This window comes from Kitasatospora mediocidica KCTC 9733 (assembly GCF_000744225.1).
In the GTDB taxonomy this organism is placed as follows: domain Bacteria; phylum Actinomycetota; class Actinomycetes; order Streptomycetales; family Streptomycetaceae; genus Kitasatospora; species Kitasatospora mediocidica.
Genome location: NZ_JQLN01000005.1, coordinates 2,151,708 through 2,177,856, shown reverse-complemented (window position 1 = coordinate 2,177,856; position 26,149 = coordinate 2,151,708). Strand labels below are relative to the sequence as shown.

Annotated in this window: 28 protein-coding genes, 1 tRNA gene and 1 other RNA gene; 22 read left to right on the top strand and 8 right to left on the bottom strand. The window is 59.1% G+C overall.

Annotated elements, in window-relative coordinates; genetic code table 11:
* Positions 1-55: 55 nt before the first annotated feature.
* The 3 genes from BS80_RS23715 to BS80_RS38665 all read right to left on the bottom strand — a co-directional run bounded on the left by BS80_RS23715 (position 56) and on the right by BS80_RS38665 (position 626).
* The gene (locus tag BS80_RS23715) at positions 56-253 is read right to left on the bottom strand and encodes a hypothetical protein (protein ID WP_035800397.1); all 198 of its coding nucleotides are present in this window, start codon (positions 251-253) and stop codon (positions 56-58) included.
* 1 nt (position 254) lies between these two features.
* Positions 255-545, bottom strand: coding sequence for a hypothetical protein (locus BS80_RS23710; protein WP_157536542.1), 291 nt, complete (start codon positions 543-545; stop codon positions 255-257).
* A gap of 17 nt (positions 546-562) precedes the next feature.
* Positions 563-626: hammerhead ribozyme type II (locus BS80_RS38665), an RNA gene on the bottom strand.
* A gap of 930 nt (positions 627-1,556) precedes the next feature.
* Between BS80_RS38665 and BS80_RS23705 the strand changes: the two genes are divergently transcribed.
* From BS80_RS23705 to BS80_RS23635, 21 genes are all read left to right on the top strand, one after another.
* Positions 1,557-1,630, top strand: a tRNA-Ser gene (locus tag BS80_RS23705).
* A gap of 551 nt (positions 1,631-2,181) precedes the next feature.
* The gene (locus BS80_RS41060) at positions 2,182-2,391 is read left to right on the top strand and encodes a hypothetical protein (RefSeq protein WP_157536541.1); all 210 of its coding nucleotides are present in this window, start codon (positions 2,182-2,184) and stop codon (positions 2,389-2,391) included.
* A 190-nt stretch (positions 2,392-2,581) separates the two neighbouring features.
* Entirely contained in the window at positions 2,582-3,061 is a 480-nt protein-coding gene (locus BS80_RS44275) for a phage terminase small subunit (RefSeq protein WP_456298579.1), read from the top strand.
* A 147-nt stretch (positions 3,062-3,208) separates the two neighbouring features.
* The gene (locus tag BS80_RS23690) at positions 3,209-4,813 is read left to right on the top strand and encodes a hypothetical protein (RefSeq protein WP_035800387.1); all 1,605 of its coding nucleotides are present in this window, start codon (positions 3,209-3,211) and stop codon (positions 4,811-4,813) included.
* An 11-nt stretch (positions 4,814-4,824) separates the two neighbouring features.
* Positions 4,825-6,288, top strand: coding sequence for a phage portal protein (locus tag BS80_RS38020; protein ID WP_083975122.1), 1,464 nt, complete (start codon positions 4,825-4,827; stop codon positions 6,286-6,288).
* Between the two features lie 143 nt (positions 6,289-6,431).
* On the top strand, positions 6,432-7,103 hold the full coding sequence (locus BS80_RS41055; protein WP_157536540.1) for a hypothetical protein: 672 nt from the start codon (positions 6,432-6,434) through the stop codon (positions 7,101-7,103).
* A gap of 20 nt (positions 7,104-7,123) precedes the next feature.
* Positions 7,124-7,591, top strand: coding sequence for a hypothetical protein (locus tag BS80_RS41050; RefSeq protein ID WP_157536539.1), 468 nt, complete (start codon positions 7,124-7,126; stop codon positions 7,589-7,591).
* A 58-nt stretch (positions 7,592-7,649) separates the two neighbouring features.
* A complete protein-coding gene (locus BS80_RS23675; protein WP_035800381.1) occupies positions 7,650-8,669 on the top strand; it encodes a phage major capsid protein in 1,020 nt (339 codons plus the stop codon).
* Between the two features lie 29 nt (positions 8,670-8,698).
* Positions 8,699-9,655, top strand: a complete 957-nt coding sequence (locus BS80_RS23670; protein ID WP_063772039.1) for a glycosyltransferase family 4 protein — start codon at positions 8,699-8,701, stop codon at positions 9,653-9,655.
* Between the two features lie 140 nt (positions 9,656-9,795).
* A complete protein-coding gene (locus BS80_RS23665) occupies positions 9,796-10,275 on the top strand; it encodes a hypothetical protein (protein WP_157536538.1) in 480 nt (159 codons plus the stop codon).
* A gap of 344 nt (positions 10,276-10,619) precedes the next feature.
* Complete coding sequence (locus tag BS80_RS41045; protein WP_157536537.1) at positions 10,620-10,928, top strand: DUF5403 family protein; 309 nt, start codon at positions 10,620-10,622, stop codon at positions 10,926-10,928.
* Positions 10,921-11,331, top strand: a complete 411-nt coding sequence (locus BS80_RS41040; RefSeq protein WP_157536536.1) for a phage tail termination protein — start codon at positions 10,921-10,923, stop codon at positions 11,329-11,331. The genes BS80_RS41045 and BS80_RS41040 overlap by 8 nt, the downstream gene beginning before the upstream one ends.
* 11 nt (positions 11,332-11,342) lie before the next feature.
* Positions 11,343-11,927, top strand: a complete 585-nt coding sequence (locus tag BS80_RS23660) for a phage tail tube protein (RefSeq protein ID WP_063772038.1) — start codon at positions 11,343-11,345, stop codon at positions 11,925-11,927.
* Between the two features lie 98 nt (positions 11,928-12,025).
* Positions 12,026-12,331, top strand: coding sequence for a hypothetical protein (locus BS80_RS23655; RefSeq protein WP_035800375.1), 306 nt, complete (start codon positions 12,026-12,028; stop codon positions 12,329-12,331).
* A 383-nt stretch (positions 12,332-12,714) separates the two neighbouring features.
* A complete protein-coding gene (locus BS80_RS23650) occupies positions 12,715-17,187 on the top strand; it encodes a tape measure protein (protein ID WP_198045597.1) in 4,473 nt (1,490 codons plus the stop codon).
* The gene (locus BS80_RS42005; RefSeq protein WP_198045596.1) at positions 17,184-18,002 is read left to right on the top strand and encodes a hypothetical protein; all 819 of its coding nucleotides are present in this window, start codon (positions 17,184-17,186) and stop codon (positions 18,000-18,002) included. Before BS80_RS23650 ends, BS80_RS42005 begins: the two co-directional genes overlap by 4 nt.
* Complete coding sequence (locus tag BS80_RS39655) at positions 18,002-19,192, top strand: DUF5047 domain-containing protein (protein WP_198045595.1); 1,191 nt, start codon at positions 18,002-18,004, stop codon at positions 19,190-19,192. Before BS80_RS42005 ends, BS80_RS39655 begins: the two co-directional genes overlap by 1 nt.
* A 712-nt stretch (positions 19,193-19,904) precedes the next feature.
* Positions 19,905-20,555, top strand: coding sequence for a hypothetical protein (locus tag BS80_RS41035; protein WP_157536535.1), 651 nt, complete (start codon positions 19,905-19,907; stop codon positions 20,553-20,555).
* Between the two features lie 25 nt (positions 20,556-20,580).
* The gene (locus tag BS80_RS39650) at positions 20,581-21,573 is read left to right on the top strand and encodes a glycoside hydrolase domain-containing protein (protein WP_083975118.1); all 993 of its coding nucleotides are present in this window, start codon (positions 20,581-20,583) and stop codon (positions 21,571-21,573) included.
* 2 nt (positions 21,574-21,575) lie between these two features.
* Positions 21,576-21,971: a hypothetical protein gene (locus BS80_RS23640; RefSeq protein WP_035800369.1), complete on the top strand. Its 396-nt coding sequence runs from the start codon at positions 21,576-21,578 to the stop codon at positions 21,969-21,971.
* Between the two features lie 3 nt (positions 21,972-21,974).
* On the top strand, positions 21,975-22,256 hold the full coding sequence (locus BS80_RS23635; protein WP_035800367.1) for a hypothetical protein: 282 nt from the start codon (positions 21,975-21,977) through the stop codon (positions 22,254-22,256).
* A 613-nt stretch (positions 22,257-22,869) separates the two neighbouring features.
* Here BS80_RS23635 and BS80_RS39645 read toward each other — a convergent pair.
* Together BS80_RS39645 and BS80_RS23630 are read right to left on the bottom strand one after the other, a co-directional pair.
* Entirely contained in the window at positions 22,870-23,067 is a 198-nt protein-coding gene (locus BS80_RS39645; protein WP_083975116.1) for a DUF397 domain-containing protein, read from the bottom strand.
* A 10-nt stretch (positions 23,068-23,077) separates the two neighbouring features.
* Positions 23,078-23,959 (bottom strand): helix-turn-helix domain-containing protein, encoded by an 882-nt coding sequence (locus BS80_RS23630; protein ID WP_198045594.1) that lies wholly within the window; start codon positions 23,957-23,959, stop codon positions 23,078-23,080.
* Between the two features lie 193 nt (positions 23,960-24,152).
* Here BS80_RS23630 and BS80_RS39640 point away from each other — a divergent pair, with 193 nt between their 5' ends.
* Positions 24,153-24,584 carry an ATP-binding protein gene (locus BS80_RS39640; protein WP_083975112.1) on the top strand — a complete coding sequence of 144 codons (432 nt, stop codon included), beginning with the start codon at positions 24,153-24,155 and terminating at the stop codon, positions 24,582-24,584.
* 313 nt (positions 24,585-24,897) lie between these two features.
* Here the strand turns inward: BS80_RS39640 and BS80_RS23625 are convergent, their stop codons facing one another.
* The 3 genes from BS80_RS23625 to BS80_RS41030 are packed head-to-tail and all read right to left on the bottom strand — an operon-like array spanning position 24,898 to position 26,043.
* Positions 24,898-25,092: a hypothetical protein gene (locus BS80_RS23625; RefSeq protein WP_035800364.1), complete on the bottom strand. Its 195-nt coding sequence runs from the start codon at positions 25,090-25,092 to the stop codon at positions 24,898-24,900.
* Positions 25,082-25,654, bottom strand: coding sequence for a DUF4406 domain-containing protein (locus BS80_RS38015; protein ID WP_157536533.1), 573 nt, complete (start codon positions 25,652-25,654; stop codon positions 25,082-25,084). Before BS80_RS38015 ends, BS80_RS23625 begins: the two co-directional genes overlap by 11 nt.
* Entirely contained in the window at positions 25,651-26,043 is a 393-nt protein-coding gene (locus BS80_RS41030; protein ID WP_157536531.1) for a hypothetical protein, read from the bottom strand. Before BS80_RS41030 ends, BS80_RS38015 begins: the two co-directional genes overlap by 4 nt.
* Positions 26,044-26,149: the final 106 nt, after the last annotated feature.

Below are 26,149 nucleotides of genomic sequence, written 5' to 3'. Positions count from 1 at the left end.
AGGCGTCCGGTGTGGGACCTACTGTGAGCGTGGCACTTTGCGTGAATACTCCGCTTCACTCGTCCTCCCATCGATGCGCTTCTGCGCAGTCAGGATGAGCGAAGATCAGGATCCCGAAGAGCCGACCGACCGGCCTCATGCCGGCCGCCGAGTAGCCGTTGCAGTAGACGCACTCCCGTCCGTCCATCTGCTCTTCCGACAGTTCAGAGACGGCCGGAAGATTGAACGGGAAGAGATGAATCGTCTTCGCCATCTCAGCTCTCCGTCTCGATGATTTCGCACTTCTTGCGCCAATAGGCGCGAGCCATCTCACTACGGGCGTGCATGGCCATGTAAAGCCAGTTCTCCGGCACCTTGATGGGATCAGACTTCTGGCAGGCTTGGACTTGATTGCCGGCCGCAGCAGCGGCCACCAGAGCCGCGGCGTACCGCGGGAACTCCCCGACTCCGGAGATCTTCAGGTTGCAGTCACAGCCGTAGTGGACGACTCCACGCGGCACAGCGCCGCGGATGATCTGAGCGCGAAATTGGAGAGCCTGCGACATGATGACTCCAGTCATCGAGGGGTCTGCCTCATCAGCATCAGGAGACCATTCCTGATGGACGGCCCAAAGGCCGTTTCGGCTTACTTTTTCTTGATCGGGAACATGTGAGGCTGCTTCGGGTTTCCGTCGCACTTCTCGCCGTGGATCAAGCACCGACGTTCCCAATCAACGTCTTCGGGCATGTTCACTCCCAAATGAGTTCCGGCCGTTCGTCTTGATGAGAAGCCTAGTCAAAGTTATTGACTGACGGATCGAGAGTTGTCGCAGCGAGCCAGAGCCCAGCATGAACCGGTCTTTTTGTGCAGTCCATAAGTGCCAGCAACTCCTGAGCAGCCTCTGCCCGTATGGCAGAGCGCAAGGCCGCCATAGCGTCGTCGGTGGAAAGTCTTGCTTGTCGATCGCGTTCTGTCATGCGTTAAGCTTGGCAGCTCTGCGATTGCCTGTCAAGCGTTAAGCGTGAGACGCCATCAGTGCAGGTCAGGGCACGTGACCAAACCGTTACGCGGACCGATGTCCGCTCAGGGACGGATGGACACCCATAACCAGGGTGAGAGCATCGCTCAGGCGCCTCGCGCGCCCGTCATTAGTAATTATCAGTATTGATAATGCCGAAGACCTTCAAAGGTCTTCGGCTGAATTGATATCAGATATCAAGCGATTCCCCTCAAGGGGAATCGCTACTAGATAACTACTTCAATCGCGCGAGAGCGCTTCACGGTTTTCCGGTCACTGGTTGAGTCCTTGGATGTGCTCCCGTCCTGATTCCTGGTGACCGGAATTTCAATCTTCACGAAGTTCATCGGTAGCGGAGAAAAGTTCTGTGCCGGCTTCGTTTTTCATCCGTCCTAGACGGATCGAATTAATCACCCGCCCTTGTGGGGCGGTTATGGGATATCGAGATAGGTCATGGATGGGTACGTGTTTCGCTCCACCTGGAATCCATGCTTCCGACAAGCAAGCTGAGTCGCCACTTTCCAGAGTGCCACGATAGTAGCTTCTCGATGTCACAAGTGGCCTATAGCTCAGTATGGCCAGAGCGACGGAAAGATTCCGGTTAGTCGTAGGTTCGAATCCTACTAGGCCACCTAATGCAAGCCTTCCACATAGGGGGTTCATATATGGGCTCTCAATGGCAAGGCAGTAATCGACGCAGTCAGCTACCTAGCAACTGGTCATCCATTCGGCAAGCTGTGCTTGCCAGGGATGGACATCAGTGCACATGGATGATGCAAGAGACGAATGCTCGCTGCCCAAAGCGAGCTACTGACGTCGACCACATCATCAATGGCGGCTCTCACGAGCCCGCCAATCTACGAGCGCTTTGCGCGTGGCATCACTCCCGGAAGTCTTCTGCGGAGGGCAATACCGCGCGGAAGCGCGAATCCATGTGGCGCAAGGCGCCTCGCCATCCCGGATTGATCTGATCGGCTTCCGGCCGACCATCCGGCCGGCTTTGGATCCGACTCCCAACCCTTCCTCGGATTCGAATGCCGGATCATCTGATGGCCTTCGACTATGGGGGGGTAGACCCCTATGGCCTGGGATTTTCATCGGGACGAACCTGCGGCTAGAAGGATGTACGGGACTGGCCGAAATGATGATCTAGGCCGTTCACGGCCGGAAGGAGCGTTTCGACGTGAAGCCACAGGAACGCATCTCAGCTGTTCAGACGGCCTACGGCCCGTCGGAGGTTCCCGTTGTGTCCTTCGATCGGCACGCGCCCGTATGGCGAGGATACGAGGAGTTTCTAACTGCGTTTGGCGCCTATCTCGGCCAGATCCTCGATCCTCGATACGGATTCGTCCCCGATACCTTCAAGTCCTCAGCAGCGCTTCGCGATGCCTGACAGACAGATCCGGACCCTGGAAGAGCTTTGCTCGGCCCTCGATCAGGCCGCTTCCGCGGCTGAGGTTCGACACATCGCGTCGGCCTGGAGCCGACGGGCATCGAGGACTCATCAATCGTGGGGCGATGAGCTGATCTACGACGCGCATCGCGCGTTCGACAAGGAATGACCCCGAAGGGAGGTAGTCAACATGCCCGGCAGAGGGCCGGCTCCCAAGCCGGCAGACAAGCGCAGACGTCGCAACGCGACGGGATCGACTACTTCCCTCGTCTCGGATGGAGTCCTCAGGGGCTCCCCGCTACCGCGGTCCGGTTACTCGGTCCGAATCGACGGTGCGGCCGTCGGCCTCTCCTGGCCTGACCAAACGAAGGCATGGTGGCTGCACTGGCGCCAAAGCGCCATGGCTCAGCAGTTCACTTCAGCTGACTGGGATTTCCTCTTGGAGACTGCCGTCCTTCATGCCGAGTTCTGGAATGGCGATCGTTCGGTCGCCTCAGAGCTTCGTCTTCGAGTCGCTAAGTTCGGCGCGACTCCAGAGGACAGGCTTCGCCTGAAGATTGAGATCGATCCCGAGGAGTCGGCCGTTGAGACTGAGTCTCCGGCTATCTCTCCTGACGTCTCTCGACTTGCAGACTACCGAGGCCGCTACGCGGCCGGGGGTGAGCAATGAAGCCGAAGCAGTCTCAAGCCTGGGTAGACAAGTGGTCGGAAGTTGCTCCTCAGCCCCCTGCGATGCGTTGTTGCCCAGCCTGCGGCGCCCTGGTTCCTAGCTCTCAGGTCAACCTTCATCAGGGCTGGCACGACCAGTCCCAGCGTAGTGAATGAGAAGCTAAGGCCGCTTCCCCCTGATCAGACCCTTGGATATCGAGTTCTCGACTGGTGTCGAGATAATCTCGTCCAACCAGACGGAGACCACCAGGGCGACCCCTTCATCTTCACCGATGAGCAAGCGGCCTTCATCACTCACTTCTATGCCGTCGATGGCGCCGGGAAGTTCACCTATCGCCGCGGAGTGATCTCCCGCCCGAAGGGCTGGGGAAAGAGCCCCATGCTTGCGGCTATCTGCTGCGCGGAGCTTCTAGGACCCGTTGTCTACGAAGGCCGTGACGCCTTCTCCGGTGAGCCGATAGGACGGCCTCAGGCGTCCCCGCTAGTCCAACTAGCGGCAGTCTCCGAGGACCAGACGGGCAACACTTACGATCTCGTCCAGGAGATGCTTAAGGGCCCCGCCCTTGAGAACTATCCGAGCCTTGATATCGGCCTGACTCGCACCTTCAGTGCGACGGGGAAGCTCATCCCAGTCACGGCTAGCAGCACGTCACGCGAGGGGCAGCGAACGACTTTCGCTGTCCTAGACGAGACTCACCTTTGGAACGCTGTCAACGGCGGTCATCGACTCTCAGATGTCCTTCGCCGAAATCTGGCGAAGATGAATGGTCGATCCATCGAGACGACCAATGCCTTCGTTCCTGGCGAAGATTCGGTGGCCGAGAAGTCAGCCGAGTTCGCTCAGAAGATCCGAGAGAGGAAGGTTCGCGATAGCGGCCTTCTCTACGATCACGTAGAGCCGCCCTTCGAAGTCGACAAGACGGACGAGAAGTCCATCCTTGCCGCTCTGCGGCACGTCTACGGCGATGCCGTATGGATCAACTTCGAGCGGATCATTTCAGAGATCTGGGATCCGGCTACGGATCCGCAAGACTCTGACCGGTTCTACTTCAACATGATCACCCATGCAACCGACTCATGGCTGTCTCAGCCTGAATGGCTTGCATGTCAAGATCTCGATCGGCCGGCTGAGCCCGGAGACGTCGTGACTCTCGGGTTCGACGGATCCCGCAAGCGAACCCGCGGCGTTACCGACGCAACGGCACTTATCGGTTGCCGCGTGAGTGATGGACACCTCTTCCAGATTGCCGTGTGGGAACAGCCCGAAGGGCCTGACGGAGAAGGCTGGGAAGTCCCGATCATCGAGGTTCTTGCCGCCGTGGACGATGCCTTCGATCGGTATTCTGTGGTCGGCTTCTATGCCGACCCTGCAAAATGGGAAGGTCACGTCAATACGTGGGAGGCGAAGTACGGTCCACGCCTCCAGGTCAAGGCCTCGGCCAATCACCTTGTTGAGTGGTGGATGACAGGTGGTCGCGCCTCACTGACTGTCCGCGCCCTGGAGATCATCCATAACGCGATCATCGATCGCGAAATGACTCATGACGGATCCTTCGCGCTAACGCGCCACATGCTCAATGCGCGTCGCCGAGTAGGCCGCGCTGGAGTGACGATCGCCAAAGAACATCCGTCTTCGCCAAAGAAGATCGACGCCGCTATCGCTGCAACTCTTGCCTTCAAGGCACGCGCCGATGCTATCGCAGCCGGCGTGACCGAGGTCAAAAAGAAGTCCAGGAAGCTCTACCGATTCTAAGGGGGTCATGAGTGCTCAACGACGCCAACACTCCGAATTCCCCCGGTTGGTGGCTCCTGCGCCTCGGAAACACACTCGCAGCCGATCTCGGGCGCCTGGAGACGCTGTCTCAGTATGACGAGGGAAAGCATCCCTTGCCAACGGGCAACAGGAAGATGCGGGAGACCTATCATCGGCTTCAGAGGATGTCCCGAAGCAACTACACGGGCCTCATCGCAGAGGCCGTAAGAGAGCGTCTTAGGGTTACTGGTTTTCGTACCGGCACGGCCGGTACACAGGAGACCGACAAAGACGCATGGCGAATCTGGCAGGCGAACAGTCTCGATGCCGATTGCGGCATCGTTCATCACAAGGCTGGAGCCCTCGGGCGTTCCTACGTGATTGTCGGTCCAAATCCAGATGACGCAACGACTCCCCTGATCACTCCGGAGGATCCGTTCAGCGTCATTCACGAGTCGGACCCGGTCCGACCGCGGAGGCTGTTGGCCGGCATGAAGACTTGGGTCGACTCGATCGAGGGCCGTCAGCTAGCGATTGTCTATACGCCACGGGTGATCTACTACTTTCGAGCCGTCAAGGCCGGACAGACCAACGCCGAATGGCAGGCAACGGCGTGGGAGATTGATCCGGATAGACCCGCGGCACGGAACCCACTCGGTGAAGTCCCCATCGTCCCGTTTATCAATCGGCGCTTTCGCTCCCCGATGGGCATGGGTGAGTTCGAGGACGTTACCGATATCCAGGACAGGATCAATACGACCGTCCTCGATCGTCTCGTCACTCAGGCTATGCAAGCCTACCGGCAGAGATGGGTGAAGGGCGTTGAGGTCGAAGACGAGAACGGGAATCCTGAGCGTCCTTTCGATCCTGGCGCCGATCTCCTCTGGATAGTTCCGGATGAGGCTGCCGAGTTTGGCGATTTTCAGGCAACCGATCTCAAGCCGATTCTTTCGGCTTGCTCCGCGGACATCCGAGACATTGCGGCCATCAGCCGCACGCCCCCTCACTATCTACTCGCGGACATCGCCAATGTTTCAGGTGACGCGCTTGCCGCGGCTGAGTCTGGACTGACCTCGAAGGTCAAGGACAGGGCCGTTGAATTTGGTGAGTGCTGGGAGAGGGTCATTCGGATGGCCGGCGCCTATGTCGGCTCCTCGATCGGTCAGGACAGCGTGATTGTCTGGGCCGATCCCGAAAGACACACGCTCGCAGAGCTTGCAGACGCTGCCGTGAAGTGGGAAGCCTCCGGCGTCCCGTTCAGAGAGCGCATGGCGCTTCTCGGTTTCACGCCTTCTGAGATTGACCGCATGGAGACAGAGCGGATGAAGGATGCCCTTCTGGCGTCCCTCAACAGCCCTCTCGGCGTTGATCCCGGCTCGGCCCCGGGCGCCAGCACGATGGCGCTCACTGCTCCTGGCGCTCCCTCCCCGGCTCTGCCGGGACAGACACCGCCGGTTCAGCCGGCCGGTAAGTGACTACTGCTCTTGCTGTCAGAGCCAGTGCCGCAGTAGCGGCAGTCAGGACCAGGACCACGCAGACGGCTCAGGCCGTCTGGCTCGGACTCCCCGACTACTCAGACGACGGACTAGCCGCATGGCTCGACCAGATCGTCCCACTCATGGCAGCAAGTCAGCAGACCATAGCCACGCTGACGGATCTTTATATCGCTCAGATCCTCTCTGAGATGGCCGGACGTCGAGTCCAGCCACTTGGCATCCCTGCCGAAAAGGTGACGGGTGCTGCACTCCGAAATGGGGTTACTCCAGAGATCGAGTATGAGCGACCTTTCAAAGAGATCTGGTATCAGCTCTCGCAGGACGTCGAATTCTCTCAGGCCGTAGGCCTCGGAGAACAACGGGCCCTGTCGATGATCGCAACCGATCTCCAGTTGGCTCGAACGCACTCCTCGCGAATCGCGCTCTCTGAATCAGGTCCGCAGCTTGGAGTCGTCGGCTATCGCCGGATTGTCTCTTCCGCTCGGTCCTGCCAGCTCTGCCAGATCGCCGCCACACAGCGATACCACATTGCAGAGCTGATGCCGATTCACAACAACTGCACTTGTGGCGTCTCCCCGATTACGGCCGAAAAGGATCCGGGGCAGCGCATTGACAAGGCATTCCTTCACGAAGAGGCGCAAGCCTCAGACGTCTCCGGGAAGTTCTCGCCGTACTACGGGAATCACATCCTCGAAGTGCGAGAGCACGGAGAACTAGGGCCGGTCTTGACGGTCCGAGGGCAGTCCTTCCGAGGGCCTGCCGACATTCCATCGGCAGCCGAAACGGATGCCTGACCCGAAACGGGAGACTGACAATGACTGAGGTTACTCCTGGCGCCGACGGCACTCCTGCCACGGCTCCTGCCGCTGCTTCCACTCCGACTATCGAGTCTCTTCAGGCCGATGTGGACAAGTGGAAGGCGCTTAGCCGGCAGAACGAGTCCACCGCAAAGGCGAACAAGGCCGCTGCTGACGAACTCGCTTCAATCAAGGCTTCTCAGCTCTCAGACCAGCAGAGGGCAGAAGCTGCCGCTCAGGCGGCTCAGGAAAGCGCTCAGAATGCTCAGGCAGAGCTTGCCCGCTACAAGGTGGCGGCTGCAAAGGGTGTGCCCGTAGAGCTTCTGACCGCCTCTGACGAGGCGGCATTGACTGTTCAGGCCGATGCTCTTCTGAAGTTCGTCGGAGACAAGTCCCCTGTTCCTGATCTCGGTCAGGGAAACCGCGGTGCTGCCGCGGCTCAGGATCCGAATTCGTGGATTCGCGCGAACATGCTGCGCAACTAATGCCTAGCCCGATTTCTCCCAGCCCGGAGATCGGGCTTTTTTCATGGGAGGAATTTCCTTGACTACTAACCCGTTCTCCGGTGGCCAGTATGGTTCCGGTGTCTACCGCAACGCCGGTACTCCGGCCGGCGGCGAAGCCCTCGTCCCCACCCCGGTGTCCGCAGAGATTATCCAGGAACTGCCGACTGCTTCGGCCGTTCTGTCTCGCGCCCGGATGACCCGCATGAGCGCGCTTACTCAGCGTCAGCCGGTTCTGAGTGTTCTTCCTCAGGCCTACTTCCTGAACTCCGGCGGAACGCCGGGCGGGGCGGACTTCGCACTCAAGAGCACCACTCAGCAGCAGTGGAAGAACGTCCAGCTCGTTGCCGAAGAGCTTGCGGTTATCGTTCCGATCCCGCTTGCTTACCTTGATGACGCTCAGGTGGATATCTGGGGCGAGGTTAAGCCTCGAATTGTTGAGGCTCTGGGCATCGCGATCGATGCCGCCTGTCTTTTTGGCGCGAATCGTCCGACCACGTGGAGCACAGACATTTACACGGCCGCAGTCGCGGCCGGAAATGTCGCCACTCCGGCTACCGCCACGGGCGCTAATGGACCGGATCTCGGAGTTGCAATCACTCAGCAGGGCGCCAGTTTGGTTAAGCAGGGTTACGGAATCGATGGCTTTGTCACCGCTCCCGGATTCGGCTGGACTCTGGCCGGCTACCGCTCTCCTCAGGGTCTCCCGATTTACCAGCCGAACACGGATGGCACCCCGGGCGGAAACCTTTACGGGTTCTCGACCAGCGAGGCAAAGAACGGCGCTTTTGACGCCACTAAGGCTTCGCTCATCGCCGGTCAGTGGAACAACGCGATCATCGGCCTTCGTCAGGACATCACTGTCACGATGCACACCGATGGTGTTATCCAGGACAACACCGGCGCCATCGTCTTGAACCTCATGCAGGAAGACTCGGCTGCAATGCGGGTCGTTATGCGTCTCGGCTTCGCAACCGCGAACCCGGTTACTCCGCTTGGCGCGAAGCGCGGTAGCTACTACCCCTTCTCGGTCATGTCCTCGGTTCCCGCCCTGACCTGATAGGGGGTCCATCAGTGCGCATTCTAGCTATGGTCCATTGGTACGTTCCGCACCACAATGGCGGTGCGGAAGTCATGATGCACACCATGCTTAGGGCACTGGTGGAGAAAGGCCATGAGGTCGATGTCCTTGAGTCACGACCGCCCCTGAACGAATCCTACCGGCACGCCGGCTATGAGATCGATGGAATCCGAGTCCATCCCTATCGGGACAAGGACGATCCGATGGATCTCATGCCGGGCGTCGGAGTGGTAGTAACTCACCTGGAGAACACGGCGCGAGCCGTGATCCTCTCCCGTTGGATGAAGATCCCCTGCTTTGTTATCAATCACAACGACTTCGACAACACGCGGTCATGGTCCGGAGAGACCGACGTCTATCAGGTCTACAACAGCGAATGGCTCCGCGAGGAGCTTCAGGCCTATCAGCCCGTGCCGGATTCTCTCGTAGTCCGTCCTCCGATCTACTCGGACGAGTACCGGACGAAGCCCGGCACGAAGGTCACGCTGATCAATCTGAATGAGGACAAGGGCGCGAAGGTTCTCTACGAGCTTGCACGACGAATGCCAGAGACAGAATTTCTCGGCGTTGTCGGTGCTCACGGAGACCAGATCATTGAAGATCTGCCCAATGTCGAGATCGTAAAGCACACCGACCCGCACTCAATGCGAGAGATCTACGGCAGGACGCGAGTCCTGCTTATGCCCTCGATCTATGAGTCTTGGGGACGGGTTGCTGTTGAGGCTATGGCCTCCGGCATCCCGGTAATCGCAAATCCCACGAACGGCCTCTCCGAGGCTCTGGGAGAAGCCGGGACCTTTGTTCCGCGCGATGACCTGAACGGCTGGGAGGGCGCCCTTCGGCGCCTGTCTGATGGCCGTTCCTGGCGCGCTGCATCTAAGCGAGCCGAGAAGCGTTCCAAGGAACTCGACTCCATCCGGGATCAGGATCTAGCGGCATGGTGTCAGGCGGTGGAAAACGCATGAGTCTGACGCCTCTGGCTACCGTTTTGGACGTTGAGGCCCGCATGCCGCGGGCGATGACTACGGCCGAGCAGACGAGAGCGGTAACGCTCCTTATCGACGCTTCGAGCCGAGTGCGTTCGCACACTCGACAGTCCTTCACCATGGCTCAGTCAGTAGAGATCTTGTCCCCCACGGACAATCAGCTCATCCTCTCTCAGAGGCCGGTAGCGTCGATCGATTCGATTTCTCGTGTCAACGCGGACGGCAAGAGCCTCATCCCGTATTCGGTGTGGACGTGGGACGGTCTAGCTACCGTCACGCTGAGCCCGCCATCGTCAATTGTCAATGCGCCCGAGATCTGGGCTGACAACGACTGGTTTTGGCGCAACATTTCGTATCAGATCACGTACACGCATGGCTATTCGGTTATCCCGGATGACGTCGTTGGTGTCACGGCAGGCATGGTGCTTCGAGTCATCATGGCGCCCGGTTCTCCGGGCGTGATCTCAGAGACGATCGGGGGCTATTCCTATCGGATGGCCGATAACTTCCCAACAGCTCAGGTCGAACTGACCGCTGCCGACATAGCGATCCTCCGGCCTTACCGCGGCCGGCGTAACAGAACGATCGAGATGCGATGAGCCTAGACCAGATCCTCAATATCCCGATGGTCATTCAGCGCGCTGGCTCGACTAAGGATCGATACGGGAACAGCAACATAGATTGGTCTCATCCGGTCTCTACCCCTGTCGTCGGTTGGCTTGACACCAACCAGCGGAAAATGCAGGAAGACGGAAAGGACCGGGATCAGACAGAGTCTGATGGGAACGCCTTCCTGCCCCCCGGCACGGACATCCTAGGCACTGATCGACTGGTCATCAATGGATCGACCTATCAGGTCTTTGGCATTCCGGCGCCCGTGTACCGCCCCGGATGGGGTCTCCACCATATCGAGTGCCGAATCAAGAGATTCGAGGGGTGACAGGTGGCTGAATTCGTCTACAACGGCGATGAGTGGCTTCAGGACCTCTGGCGAAGCCCTGCGGTCTCCGATCAAGTAGAAGCCATCGGACAAGAAATCCTTGCCGCCGCTAAGGCTAACGCTGCGGCCTTTCGCAATACTGGCGCCTTCGAGGACTCCATCAAGGGAGAGCTGATGAAGTCGCGCAAGGGTCGCCCCTTCTATCGGGTCTCGTCCAATGATCCGGCGGCCCTCTCGATTGAGTTCGGGACGGCCAAAAGGCCGGCCTACAGGGCTCTCGGTAAGGCGATAGAGGTCTATCGCAATGGCTGACGTCCTTCCGGATATCGAGGAAGTCCTTACTCAGTGGCTCGCTACTCAGTCTGCCCTGAACGGTGTCCTGATCGGGACGAGAGTCCCCGACAGCTATGACGGCAGTCAGCGAGTCGTGCGAGTCGTCCGGCTCGGCGGTTCCGCCGACTATCTCATGCGTTTCGACCATCCTCGAATTGATGTCGACTGCTTCGGCCCCGACAAGGGGGCCGCATGGGATCTCACTGCGATTGTCCGTCGACTTCTCTACGTCGATCTGCTCAACGGAGCTGATGTCTCGCCATGGGGTGCATCAATTTCGCAGTGCAGAGAGGACGTCGGGCCGCAATGGCTCGATGAACAAGATTACCCAAACGCTGGCCGGTACCTCATTCAGATCACGGCCATAGTCCATCCCGCTTAGGAGGGTTTCTTATGGCCATTGGTGGTCAGACTACTAATCAGATTCGGGTAGCGGGACAGGGTCACCTGTACGTGGCCCCGGTTGGCACCGCTGCCCCGACTGACGTTGTTGCCTCTTGGGCAAGCGCCAGTGCTTCCTGGCAGGATCTCGGCTTCACGGACGAATCCGGAGTGGTGATCGGCAAGAAGGACTCGTGGGATTCCATCAATACATGGCAAACCACCGTTGCGGCTCGCATGGTTCCGAAGTCTCGGGCCTTCACGGCCAAGTTCACGCTTCAGCAGATCAATGCCATTACGCTGCCCCTGTGGGCGGGCGGTGGCGTGGTCGCCACGAATGGCGCCTCTGGCTACCTCTACACCATCAGCGAGACTCTGACTTCTTACGAGCGGGCTCTTGGGATCGAGTGGACGGACAACAACGGCGCGATCACGACTCGAATCATCATTCCCCGCGGTCAGGTCTCGGATACTACCGACGTCTCTCTGACTCGGGACAAGGCTGCGAACCTGGGCATCACTTATGACGCGCTCGGAATCGATGGCGTCACTCCACTTGCCTACTGGTACTCCAACGACCCAAACCTGACTCCCTGACTCATGCCCTGAAGCTTAACGCATGACAGGCTATCCAATCGTCCGTCAGCCCGTTGGAAGAGCGGGCTGACGGATCTCTTCCCGAGAGGACATACTCCATGGTTTTTGATGTCAATGCAGCCCGCGCTCAGCGCCTTGAAGCGCACGGCGACGCTTTCCACTTCACGCTTGATGGCGAGGAGTTTTCCCTCCCGACCGAACTCGATGTCGACGTGCTGGACACGATTAAGACGCTCGACGAGTCTGATCTCAAGGGCGTACTCGGCGCAATTGTCGGCGATGCCGGCGCCGCTGAACGCCTCTTCGCTCACAAGCTGAGCGTTCAGGACGTCAAGGCGATTATGACCGCCTGGCGAGAAGAGACCGGCGCTGGCGTGGGGGAAGACTCGACCTCTGCGAGCTGATATCTGAGCACGCAGAGGCTCTAGAAGCCGATCTTCTCCGAGTCTATGGAGTTGATATTCACGCCTATCACAGGGGCGAGATTTCTACCCGTCGGATGATGAACCTGATTCGACGGCTCCCGGCAGATTCGGAGCTTTCCAAAGAGGTCAATGGAGTCGAGACCGCATCGTGGTCTCGGACTGATCATCTCCTCGCCCTGGTGGCCGATCAGCTGGCCATTGCAAATTGGATGTTCGCTAGTGCGAACTCCGAGGAAGGGCACGAACAGGAGCAACCAAAGCCGATTCCTCGCCCTGGAGTCGATACACAGGCCGGATCGGTCCGGGCAGCATCGCTGGCCGATCAGGCCTCTTTCTTCTCTTCGTAGCGAGGTGATTCAACGATGGCCGGTAACGGCACCGCTCGATCTGCCGGCGTGGCCTATGTCGACCTGGCCGTTGGCGATACCAAAGGCCTAGTCTCGGCCATCTCTGCCATGGTCAAGACTGCGGCTGATCAAGCTCAGCAGGAGCTGGCAAGAGCGTTTGATGTCTCAGGCAACACCGGAAGCTTTCAGACCATCGTGGACGCCGCGGCAGGCGCCTCATCAGAGGCGGCAAGCTCCATATCAAGGGCCCTGACCGAAGGCGCCGACAGCGCCGCTAGCGGAATTTCTGACAGCATCACTTCGGCTGTCGCTGCCGCCACAGCGGCGGCGACCAGCGATCTAACCTCTTCGATGGGGGACGCTGGTCGCATGGCCGGCGAACAGCTGGCGCTGGACTTCTCGGAGGCTACTAGAGACGTTCAGCTTACGCTTTTTGATGAAGAGCATATCGCGCAAGCGACTGAAGAGGCGCGGGTAGCGGCTGAGGAGCTTGCGCGCGAGTTCAACATAGAGCTAGCTCGCGAGATGGACCAGTCAAGCGCGTCTCTCGGAAACGTCTTCTCTGGACTTCACTTTCAGGGCCTGAGCGATGATGTCCAGAGTTTCAGTAACGCCATATCCGGCGGCTTCCATTTTGCGATGTCTGGCATCGAAGAGGGTGTTGCGGAGGCCGGAGGCTCCGTTGCGAGCTTCTTTCGCACCGCACTTCCGGAGAGCTATCGAGAAGGCTTCCGCGGCCTCGGAGACGCTGAAAACGAGGCCGAAAAAGCTTTCTCCGAGTTCGGCAAGGGACTGGCCTATTCCGTCGGGACATGGTCTCTCGGGTCTGCCATCGGGATGGCCATCACTAACGGCGTCTCGTCCGCGCTGAGCGCGGTCAAGGGCGCGGTCATTGACTTCAATTCTGAGATGCAATCCGCGCAAATCTCGTTCGGAACGCTTCTCGGATCTGACCAGCAGGCTACCGGCATGCTGTCCCAACTGAAGTCTTTCGCGCTTGGGACGCCCTTCCAGTTCGAGAATCTTGTTGAGGACTCTCAACACCTTCTCGCCCTGGGCATCAATGCGAAGGACATCATCCCAGATCTGACCGGACTCGGAGATGCAGTCTCCGCGCTCGGCGGGGACGGATCGACCCTTGATTCCGTTACGCAGGTTTTCGGCGAGATGCAGTCCAAGGGCCAGATCATGGAGACCCAAATCAGGGAACTCCAGATCCGCGGCATTCCTGCTCTTCAGATCCTGTCGAATGAGTATGGCGTCTCCACAACCCAGATGGCCGCCATGATTAAGAGCGGCAAGGTGATGGCGGATGATGCCCTTCCAAAGCTGATCGCAGGCATGGAGAAGGGCACCAAAACTACCGTCGCCATGGGTGGCGAGATGGCGAAGCAAAGCCTGACCTTCAAGGGCTCGATGAGCAACCTGAAGGATGGCTTGACGCAATTTACGGCCGCTGCCGGAAAGCCCATTTTCGACCTGGCCAACAGCATCACGTCCAAACTCGCTGGAGCTGCCTCAGGGCAGAGGCTTCAGGGGCTAGTAGCGCCAGCTGCCGCACACGTGGCCGGCGCTCTCAAGGATGTGGAAACCTTTGTCGGCAAGCTCATTACTGACCTGAAGCCGGCCGAGCCGATCATTCGCGATATCGCGAATGACTTCGGCAAGTTCTCCGTCTCTCGTACGATCTTCAAGGAACTCGGTCCAGCGATTCTCATCGTGGCCCAGGCCATAGGAGCCATCGGCCACAACGAGACTGCCGCACGGATCATCGCTAGCCTTGTCCAGGGATTCTTTGCCCTGAAGGCCGCACAGTCAGCCTGGAATATCGTCATGGCCATCACCAATGGCCTGATGGACATGAGCCTCTTCGGCCAGATCGCCCTTGGCATAACTCTGTTGGTCATCGGCTTCGTTGCGCTCTACCAGCATTCGAAGACCTTCCGTGACATCCTGGCAGACATCGGCAGTGTTGCTCAGGACGTCTGGAGTGGGCTCGTAGCCGGCTTCGACTATGTCGCCGGAGTGCTGAAAAGAGCATTCGATAGCGGCCCTGCCAAGGGCTTCATGTCCTGGCTCTCGACTCAGGTCAAGATCCTTCGGATCGTGATCGCTGGTGAGATTGGGCTTATCGGATCCATCTTCATGTGGCTCTGGCGAAATGTGTTTGAGCCAGTGGGTTCCGGAATAGCCGTTGCAATTGGATTTATCGGCAGCGTCGTGATGACGCTCTGGCGAGATGCGATCTCTCCGGCCATCGACGGAATAGTTGCAGCGGTCACATTCGTCGGCGCTATTTTCGTCTGGCTCTGGAAAAATGTCATCGCGCCAGTAGTTGAGGGCATCTCGTTCGCCCTGCGCCTGTTGTTCGTCATCGTCTTCACTATTCTGGTGACGCCGTTCGTTATTGCCTTTCACGTGCTTGAGCCTCTGCTCAAGGTCCTAGGCCAGATCTTCCTTATCACATTTGGCGCAATCGGAAAGGCCGTTGGCTGGCTCTGGCACAACGCCCTAGAGCCAGCATTCGAGTGGATCGGCGGCCTCTTTACCGGAGGCCTCCCCAAGGCGATCGAGGATTTTTACCACTCTCACGTCGAGCCCACTTTCCACCTGTTCGGCGATATCGCCATTTGGCTTTGGAAGAATGTCCTTGCGCCGGTCGGCGCTGGGATTGCCATAGTCTTCGGCGCTATCGGCGCCGGAGCGGTCTGGCTTTGGAAGAACGCAATTTCGCCTGCCCTCAGCGGCATCGAGGACGCCGCAGTATGGCTCTGGCAGAATGTGCTTGTTCCGGTCGGCATCGGCATCATCGTCGTAGCCTCAGCTATTGGGGCGGCATTCACATGGCTCTGGAGGAATGCCATCTCGCCAGCCCTCGATGATATCGAGGCTGGAGCGCTGTGGCTCTGGCACAACGCCCTAGAGCCAGCCTTCCACGGGATCGCAGACGTCGCAACGTGGCTCTACTTCAATGTTCTCAAGCCCGTCTTTGATGCGATCGGCACGGCCGCCAAGTGGCTGTATTCGAATGTCTTGAAGCCTGCCTTCGACGACTTCGTCCTTGGGCTTCAGGTCATTGGCACTTGGGCCAGCTGGCTCTATGACAATGCGATCAAGCCCGCCTTTGACAAAGTCGGATCAGTGATCTCGGGAACGCTGAAGGATGTCAAGTCCGGATTCGATACTGCGGTCACCGGGATTACCTCAGTCTGGAATGGGCTGATCGACACCCTGAAGGGCCCCGTCAATTTCCTCGTAAATACCGTTTACACCAACGGCATCGAGGAAGTATGGAACTTCATCGCCTCGAAGGTGGGAATCCCTAATCTGCCGGATGCGCCACACTTCGCAGACGGTGGCGTAGTCAACGGGCCTCGGTCCGCTGGCGACTGGATTCCCCTCTACGGCACCGCCGGAGAGGGCATCCTGACCGTAGATGAGATGGCCGCTCTCGGTGGCCCTGCCGGCTTCAATCAGCTCCGAGCGATGCTCGGTGGCGGAGGCCAAGGATCCGATGGTCACTTCAAGGACGGTGGGATAGTCGGGTCTATCTGGAACGGCATCAAGGGTGTCGGATCGACAATTGGTCAGGGTGTTTCAAGTCTGGAGTCCTACGCTTCTCGCGTAGTCTCTGGCGGCCTGAAGGCCGTAGCCTCGGACATGCTGAAGCCGGTCCTAGCCGGGGTCTCTGGGATGCTTCCCGGAAATACCGTCATGAAGAGCCTGCTAACCGGCATTCCATCCGCACTGATCAACGGAATTCTCGGCTTCTTCGGAGGCCAGGACAAGAAGGCCACCGCGGCGGCTACCGCCGGCATGTCCGGTGACGTTGCGGGATGGATCACTCAGGCCGAAGGGCTGACGGGTGTCGATTCGAGTTGGACGGCTGCCCTCTCTCAGATCATCAGGTCCGAGTCTGGCGGGAATCCTCGGGCCATCAATCTGACCGACTCGAATGCTCAAGCGGGAGATCCCTCCCGCGGCCTGATGCAGACCATCATGAGTACCTTCGAGGCTTATCGACTGCCGTCGCTACCCGATGACATCTACAATCCCGTCGCAAACATCGTTGCGGGCATCAGATACATCATCTCCAGGTACGGGAGCGTGAACAACGTTCCCGGCATCAAGAGCCTGGCGCATGGCGGAAGCTACGTTGGGTATGCCACGGGGACTTCGTCCGCTGTGCCCGGTTGGGCATGGGTCGGCGAGAACGGACCCGAACTGATGAAGATGTCCGGCGGGGAATCCATCATGTCTCATGGCGAAAGCCTGAAGGCCGCACAGCGGCTCTCTGTTCCGTCCTCCGGCTACTCGGCTCTTCGCCACTCCGTGGCGCTGTCTCATGGTCCTTCTGGCGCCGCTCAGGCTCCTCCCATCGTGAATGTGTACATCGACGGAGAGAAGTTTGAAGGCCGAATCGATGTCAAGATCGATCGGAACAATGCTCAATTGGCTCAACTCCTGAATGGGGGTATCAGCGGGTGACTCTAGCCATCTCTGGCACCCCCAATCAGGCCTTGGCCTATGTCTCGCTGACCGCCACCGGATTGACGGGATACGACACGGTGGCAGTCCAGCGGACCAATCCTGACGGATCTCAGGTCATCATCAGGAACTGCAACTACGTTGCTACCGGTGGATCGTCCTCGTGGGCTGGGTTCGATCTCGAATGTCCGCTTGGCGTCGCGGTGACCTATACGGTCATCGCTCAGATTCACAATGGCGATGGCTCCATCACGACGGCTACCGCCGGCTCTTCTCCCATCACCATCCCGACTCAGAACGGTACGGGCTGGCTAAAGAATCTGAGTCAGGCAGCGCTCAATACCCAGATCACAATGACTGCGCTATCGGACGTTAAACGTCCGGGACGCCAACAGCAGTATCCGGTGATTGGCCGTCAGAATCCGGTCGTTATTTCGGACGTCCGCGGCGGACGGATGGGCAGCTTCAGTCTGATGACTACTGCCGCCACGGACTACTTGGCGGTTCAGACCCTTTTGGCCTCTGGCTCGACTCTCTTTCTCCAGGCAACTCCTGCCGACATGATGGCGGACATGTACTTCGTTGCTGGAGACGTTACAGAGCATCGTCCGGCAGACACGAGCACCGATCCCACTCGGATATGGTCGATCGACTTCATAGAAGTCGATTCGCCGACTGGCGCCCTGACATCGATTCCAGGAAACAGCTACACGGCCGTGGTTTCGTTTGGCACCTATCAGGCGCTCGTGAATCACAGAGCAACCTACTTGGCAACGCTCAATACGCCTTACGGCAGCGGATCGGGGGGCATCTGATGCAATCAGTCTCGTCCCGATTCCTGACCGCCATACGCGGTCCCTACAACCGAATCGTCACCGCGGATCTCTGGTACAACCAGGCGCTCGTGGTCAGTGGCCTTCCGATTGTCGATGGCTCTATAACGGTCGACCGGACTCAGAAGATTCGCAGAAGCGGATCGATCACCATTGGTGATCCGACCTTCTTTCCCACCTTCGCCAACTCCCCTCTCGCGCCCTATGGCGCTGAGCTGAACATCAAGTGGGGTATCGCCTTTCCGGACGGATCAACCGAGACGGTGAGTCTCGGTTGGTTCCGGATCGAGGACGTGACACAGGAGACGGCTCCATCGCAGTCCAATGGTGGACTTCCCGTCCTCAGTCTCTTCGATCGGGCTCAGGCCATCACGGACGCTTCATTCCCCGACCCGATTGATCGAGGCGGATGGGACGCGATGAATCTTCTGACGCACCTCGTTCAGGACGTCATCCCGTACGTGTCTGTGACGTATGCCAGCAGTCTGACGAGTGGCACCGTGCCCGGAGGCACGGTCTTCGATTCGGCTCGCATGGATGCGATTGAGAGCGCTGCTGGCTATCTCAACGCAGAAGCTTACTTCGACGTCAACGGAAATGTTCAGGTAGTGCCGGTTCCGGCACTGACTCAGGCCACTCCGACCAGTGCAGCCGTTTGGACTGCTGATGCGAGTACTGCCGCCGCGGTTGCGGCCGGCGCCTCTCCTTCCGGAGTCCTCGTCAGCGCTAAGCGCACCGTCAGCCGTTCCGGCGTCTACAACTACGTGGCTTGCTACGGAGCCACCACGGGCTCTGCCAGCCCGCCTACGGGCTATGCGTGCGATACGGACCCGCGGTCCCCAACCTACTACGGGCCGTCGGCAAGCGGGAATCCAGTCGGCCCCTTCGGAGCGAGCGTCTATCGCTACCAGAACAATCTGATGACCACATCAGCGATGTGTGCCGCTGCCGCGGCAACTCAGCTCTCAAACTTTCTCGGACTGGCTCGAAGCCTGTCGTTCGAGGTCTGCCCCAATCCGGCTCTCGAAGCTGGAGACATCATTCAGGTCATCTACCCGGACGGCAAGACAGAGCTTCATCTACTGGACTCTTTCACGATCCCCCTCGGTCCCTCATCGACTTTTACGGGGTCGACTCGCACTCTGACCTATCAGCTATCGGGAGGAACTTAAGATGCCGGGCAACGGCCTTCGTAAGCTCGCGAGAGCTGTAGCTCAGTCTCCTCAGTCCAGTCAGTCTCTGGCCGGCTTCGGTGAAGTGATGAAGTGCTACTCGGGCGTCTTTATCGGCAGCGAGGCTGCCGACTCGAATCTCTGTCGAATCACTATCGGCAACCAGACTTTCCGATACGTCCCGCGACTCGGGACGTGGACATCATCCCCCACATCTGGCACGACCATTCTGGTCGGATCGATCGGCGGGAATCTCCTGGTCCTAGGCACTCAGCTAGGCGATACAAGTAAGGCTAAGGTTCCGTGACGACTCCTCCCCCTTCCTGGACGCCCCTCTCCGAGTTCGACAATTTCAACCCGGTTCTTCCCACCTTCACGGATCCTAACTTTCCGTGGCCCGACTACATCGCAGCCGGCGTGGAGCCGGCCGTTAGCGGGATTCCTGCGGACAACCCTCTCGTCCCGACCATGCGCCTTGGGCGCGTGATCGGTCAGGGTACTGAGATCGGGACATGGATGGTCCGCACCTATGACGGATGGCTCCTGGACAACCTTTTGCCTCACGCCAGCTATTCGGCTGGCGACTACATGTACCTGATGGTCTGCGGTACGTGGTGCATGGACATGGGACAGCGGTCCTACCTTCCGGTGGTTCCGCCGATTCCTGACTATTCGGCTTCGCCGATTCCGCCAACTAGCTAAGGGGGCCTGATTGTCTGCCAACACGCCGAAGGCTGGCCTGACCTATCCTTCGCTAGCCGATGTTCCGAATGTCCCATCGAATATGCAAACGCTGGCCGGCCAACTGGACAACGTCGTCATTCCGAAGTATGCATCTTCGGCGGCTCAGAGTACGGCTAATCCGAGCCCGACAAAGGGCGATCTCTGCTATCGAACTGACCTCTCCGGATTCCAGTACTACGACGGATCAGCCTGGGAGACCATCGTCCCCGGGGCCTGGCAGACCTATTCGCCTTCGTGGGGTTCCTCGGGCACTGCCCCTTCAATCGGAAACGGCACGATCACGGGCCGGTACATGATTTTTGGGAAGACTGTCACCTTCAACATCGTGATGGTGTTCGGCAGTACCACGAACTTTGGTACCGGAACATACTCCTTCGGCCTTCCGTTGACTACCATCACTCGCCTCAATGCCCAGTGGCCCGGGGCTGCATTCGCGGTCAACGTGGGGACTGCGGTCTATCCAGGAACGGTCTATCTCACCAGCAACGCAACTGCGGCCGGCGTCTACAGCCCAACGGGTACGGGCGGCTCCTCAAATGCGCAGTGGGGCAATACGGTCCCTTTCACATTTACGGCCACATCGAACTTGTCCCTTCAGGGGACGTACGAGATCCCGTAACCCCTCTCACGATGGGAGATAACACATGCCCCTAACTGGGGTTGATATTGCCTGGGCTCAGCCCTCGATATCTGATATCAAGTCAACCGGGGCGACTTTCGTTGCCCGTTACTTCAGTCCTGACAGCACGAAGAATCTGACTGCCGCAGAGGTCCGAGACTATCCGGCCAACGGCCTTTCGGTCGTTGTGGTCTTCGAGTCCAGTTCTAATCGGATGCTAGGTGGCAGTGCGGCCGGCGTAGCCGACGCTCAGGCCGCAGAGCTTCAGCGAAGGGCAGTTGGCCTGCCTGACGATGCCGTGATCTATTTCGCCTGTGACTTCGATGTCCAGGGATCCCAGTTCAATGCCGTGAACTCCTACATGCGAGGAGTCAACAGCGTCATCGGCCTAGGTCGATCGGGATTCTACGGTGGCTACTTCGCCGTCGAGAATGTAGCCGCCTCTCCGGCTACCGCGTCCTACTTCTGGCAGGCGGATGCCTGGTCTAACGGCCAATGGAGTTCTCACGCCAATATCCGCCAGGATGGCGGAACTGCCCTAAGTGGCGGTGCAGATGTCGATCACTCTGAGACTGCCGACTTTGGCCAGTATCCGCGGCCTACTCAATACGTTTCAACGGCGCCTTCGGCGCCTCACTCGAATGGAGATGAAGACGACGTGGCGATTACCACCGGTTCGGTTCCTCAGGGATTCGCATCCGATATCAAGGGTAACGAGATCGACCGATCGAGGAGTCTGTCCATCTCGCTGCCGCCGCAGAATGGTGGCGCGGCCGGCTGGGGTGGCGTCTGGCTCTCCTTTGCTGCGGACTTCGCTACCGTCCGCCTCCGCGTTGCCGTGCTGAATTCAGCAGGCATCTATCGAATCAACTTTTTCGACGTCGGTGGGCAGGGTAAGCCTGGCCGAATCAGTGTTCCGATTTTCGACGGAGACCAGAGTCTGTCCGTCGGTCGTGTTCAGGGCTTCGGTGACGGTACCGAGCCTGTTGGCTATCTCGTAGAAGCAGTGAGGAAGTAAGTATGAATTCTCTCGTCTCGTTCCCGGAGTTGCTGGCCCTTGTCACCTCTGGCGTCACCCTGCACAACGGGCTTCAGCTCCTGGTGGCGAAGCTCACCAGCGTTGCCAACGCCGTAGCGTCTGGCGACGTGAAGAGCCTTGTGCATGACGCCAAGGGCGTACAGGACTTCGTTCAGATCCATGATCCGGCCCTGGCCAAGGCTGTTGTCGGCGAGGCAGACCGCCTTAAGGCTGATGCCGTTGCTGAGGTCACTCGCCTTCGGCGCGCCGCGGCAGAAGAGCTTCGTCAGCTCGCGGCTGACGTGGAGAAGGTTGCCGGAGCAACTGCGGCTCCGGCTCTCGTCGTTCCGACTGTGCCGACTGTTCCGGCCGAGCCGGACGCCCCTGCCGGGGCGTAATCCATGGGAGACAATGACGGCATCGTCACTCTCCGGGACATGTACAACGTAGTCCTGGCGACAAGCGCAGACGTTCAGCGCGTGGTCATCCTGGTTGCTGGCCAGACTGCAAAGGTCGATGACCATGAGACTCGGATCAGACTCATCGAGTCGGAGCGCCAGGACTACGTGACCGAAGAGGACTTGAGGCAGCGATCCGTGCGAGCGTTGACGCTTGCTGGCATCCTTGCCGGCGTGGTCTCGACCGCCGTAGCGGTCGCTGATTTCCTTCTCGTCCATCACTGACCGGCGCATGACGAAGCCCCCTGCCTCATGGCAGGGGGCCTTTTGTCGTTCCGGCCGCGCGCAGTCAGCTGGCTTTGCGCGTGGTTTGAGGCATTCGGTTCTGTTCTTCTGCTCGCTTTTCGGCTGCTGCTGTGACGCGCGCCGCGCGTTCGCGCCGCGCCGCCTTCCTGGCCTTGTCCTCACCTGGTGGCTCTAGCACGTGATAGCACTGGCCACAGACGTACCCGCCGTTGGGGCCGTCTTTGACTGGTGAACCGCAGGAGGCGCAGAAGCGCGAGTGAGCGACTGTTGCGGACATGCGGGCTACCTCTCGGCGGGCAGGAGAACCGGGAACGGTAGCAGAATATCCGGGTTGGCCCGAACGGCGCCGCAGCTACCACATGCGAACTGGCCCTTCCCGTTGCTGTACATCATCGCGCCGCACACGGGACAGTTCATGACGTTGCCTCCTACGCTGGGGACACGGAGCCCACCCCGACCGGGGTCGAGACGGCTACATCAGCCGAGCCAGCCGGGGTGGGCCGTGAACGACGGTAGCGCGCAACCCACATGGGTTGCAACTATGTAACCCGAACGTGGCCCTGAGAGGCTGGCGTCCCCCGTGAAGCCCAGCTCAGATCAGATCATCGAACTCGCCAGCCTTGACGCCTGCGATGAAGGCCGAGAGCTTGGCGCGATCCGAGGTGACGATCACGCTCGGGTCATCACTCTCACGGAGAACGATAGCGCCGCCGGCGCCTCGTGCAAGCTCGATGCAGTTTCCGTCATTTGCCTGAGAAAAGCTGGACTTGCGCCACGCGTACTCGGTCATTTGTTCCCTCTCACAACTGATACATAATGTGGTGCACCATCCCCCACGAGTCCCGCTTGGCGTGACCCTGGGGGTTAGTGCTCATCTTAACCGGCCTCAATGAAATGTCGGCCAGGTGATCAAAGGTGGCCCTGTAGTTACCGATTTCATCCGCGGTGGACAGATATTCTGACCGTTTGGGGTGATCGATTCCTACTGTGGCCAATTGCGGCGCTGAAGGCGCGGCAATGAAGAACAGACTTGCGTACGGACTCGCATCTTCTATCGCGAACGGCGCGACTTGAATTGTGATGTTTGGCTGCCCAGCCAACTCAAGCAGTCGCACAAGCTGTCCGCGCATCCCTTCGATACCAGCGAATCTCATATGCAATGCCGCTTCGTGAATGATGAAATGACACTCGGGACCGCCCTCTTCCGATAGAATTCTCTGCCGCTCGTGGCGGAATGCCATGGCTGCGGCAGGATCTCCCACTCGGCCGTAACGGTACTCATAAATGGCCCGCGTGTACTCAGGCGTCTGCAAGAGGCCCGGGATATAGAAGGTCTCGTAACTGAGGATGCTTCGAGCGGACGACTCCAACTCGGCAAGGTCAAGGGCATGCTGCGGCATGGTGGCTCGGAAGGCCGACCACCATCCCTTGCCGCTCTGCGAGCCAAGATCGATCAAGGCCCCAATCAGGGTCTCATCTGTGCATCCGTAGTGCTTCAAAAGATCTCTCGCCCGATCGGGCGAGAGGCTGGTCCTGCCGGCCTCAATGTGGGACAGCTGTGGCTGCCCCATGTCTACGACCACCGCAGCTTCGCGCACGCTGAGGCCCGCGGCCTCTCGCATGGCTCGCAGCTCTGCGCCGTATCGGCGCTGTCGCTCAGTGATCACGGTCCTGAGTGCCAAGTCAGTCTCCCCTCTGGTAGGCAGTCTGGCCGTTGACCAGCCATCGGCGCCAGCCGCCCCCGCTAGATCATCTTGCTGTGGCCGCACCCCGTTTACCAACGGGGTTGCATACATGGCACCTTGAGCACTACCGTTTGTAGTCCGGCGCCTACACATCTCGCGCCGCCCCCCACGTGCGTGCGGAGGTGCTGTCATGCCCACCCTCGTCAAGTCGCCGGCTCCCAGTAGTGATCTGTGGTTGCCTCGAAGTCCCAAATCAGCGCTCTTCGCGCGACGTCACCTAGAGCAGTTTCTGAACACCATCGCCGATGGACATCGACTCATCGAGACTGGCGAACTCCTGGTCAGCGAGCTGGTCACCAACGCAGTAGTCCACGGGACTCGCGAAGGACGCCTTGTCTGGCTCAGCCTGCGGTTCCGTGCTGACGGACGTCTACGAGTCGAGGTGCACGACTCCAGCTCCAGGCTCCCTGTCCAGCAGCAGGCGGAGCACCGCGACTCACACGGCCGCGGGCTGTTCCTCGTCAACTCGCTCGCTGACGACTGGGGTTCACATCCTCGGCCGTGTGGGATCGGAAAGATCGTCTGGTGTGTCATCAGCCCTGAGGGAAGTCGAGAAGCATGAGAGCCAAGTCAAGCGTTGCGGCACCTTCGGCCGACGCTCGCGTCAGGATGCCGGGCTTCCATCGAGAGTCCGAGACGTGGGGTATCTACTGGGTTCGGGTTGAAGGCCGGCGCATCGCGGAGCGCCGTGAGTCTGACTGGTTGACCGATGGAAGCGGTCAACGTCTGTCCTTCGAGAGCTTCAATCAAGCGTACGATCATCGGGACTTGATTCAGCGGCTACAATGAGACTTGCTCTCGTCCTTCTCCAATGCCCGGACGAGAGCAAAAGAAAACCCCCAGCCATCAGGCTGGGGGTTTTCGTCGTTTCTAGGTCAGTCGGGAACCGCCTTGAAGGAGAAGTCCACAAGGACGTCATCCACGAAGTCTTCGAGCGTCAGGCCGCCCTCAGCCAACGACTCCTGATCTTCCTCCGCCATCTCCTTGGGTACGTCCGACTCGTAGTCCTTCGGATCAGCCTCATACTCGACAATCAGAGTAGCCCGGATCCGAACCTTGTCATTCGCCATACTGAATGATCCTCTCGTAGCAAATGAGATACCCGATGCCGTCGATGATCGAGTCTCGATGTCCTGGAGTTCCGATCAGTCGGGACAGCTTCAGCTGAACCATCGCGATCGCCACATCGAGGGGTGAGACGTCCTTCCCGAAGGTGGCGGACCATTCCTTGGCCGTGCGCCTGAAGTCGTCACTAGGGTGGCCGTAAGCCGCCTGGCGCTCACCGTTCCTGACGATCCGAGCCGCGGTCATCTCGGCCGGCTCCGTCTGATCGGCGCCGGCGTGGTAGATGATCTCCAGTCCGAGCGCCTGAGCGATCTGGTACTCCAAGCGGGCTCCTGCGGAGTCCTGCCATCCGGGAAGCATGAAGACCATTGATGCCTTGAGGATCATCTTGATATCTGCCCTCATATATTCGGCGATCTCTCGCCCCTGATCCCCGTCAAAGTTCTCGGCCGGATTGAGGACGACGAATCCACATTGACGAAGCTCGCTCGAAGTCTTATTGAAGAGATCGTAGTTGAAGTTCGGCAGGCCCCTCATGGGGCCTGAGAGATAGACGGCGTCAGTCACTTCGGTACCGCCGTAATGTTGGCGATGATGTTGAGCGTTACAGGCTTGATGCTGGTTTCAACACGCTCGTAGTCGCCTTCGGCGTTCTTCACGTAGGCGTAGTCAGTCCGGTAGAAATCTCTGCTACCGCGGCCGTTGGGCTGGACCTTGACTCGCGTCTCGGTCCGTGCCGGACGTGTCTCGTGTTCTCGGGTGGCAAAGTTGAAGATCTGTACGGACGGGGCTTCCTCCCCTTCCGCGAGCCTGTTGTAACGTCCTTTGTCGGAATACGTCCGCCAGATGTCAACTACAGTTGCTTCCGAGATCTCGCAAGATCGCCCGGACATCCGGGCATAGAGAATGGTGTCTCCGACGCCGTATTCGTTTCCTCGCCAGTCAGTTAGCCTCATCAACAGTCTCCCATCGATCGAAGTAGTCGTCCCGAGCGTCATAGGCATTCGCACTGTCGACGGCCGTGACAATCGACTTGAGTCGCTTCAGACTGGTCTTATTCGG